Here is a 255-nt window from a genome sequence, read left to right as displayed (position 1 = left end):
ATGAGTACGGTGCGACCGAGGGTTCGGTGGCGAACGTGATGAGCCTGACGACACAGCCCGATCCGCACGGGGGCACCACGACGCTGGGCCGGCCGGTCACGAACACCACCGCTTACGTCGTCGATCATCACAACCAGCCCGCACCCGTCGGGATCCCCGGCCACGCCCTGCTGGGCGGTATCTGTCTGGCCCGGCACTACCACAACCGGCCCGACCTCACCCACGAACGCTTCACCCCCAACCCCCTCACTCCGC

Annotated in this window: 1 protein-coding gene; it reads left to right on the top strand. The window is 68.2% G+C overall.

Annotated elements, in window-relative coordinates; translation table 11 throughout:
• Positions 1-38 precede the first annotated feature (38 nt).
• Positions 39-255 (top strand): hypothetical protein (locus AADR41_RS42735; RefSeq protein WP_342287851.1); only part of this gene is annotated, 217 nt, incomplete at its 3' end.

Origin of the sequence: Streptomyces sp. CLV115 (genome assembly GCF_038448545.1) — a bacterium.
GTDB lineage: Bacteria > Actinomycetota > Actinomycetes > Streptomycetales > Streptomycetaceae > Streptomyces > Streptomyces sanglieri.
This window is presented reverse-complemented; position numbering and strand designations above follow the sequence as displayed.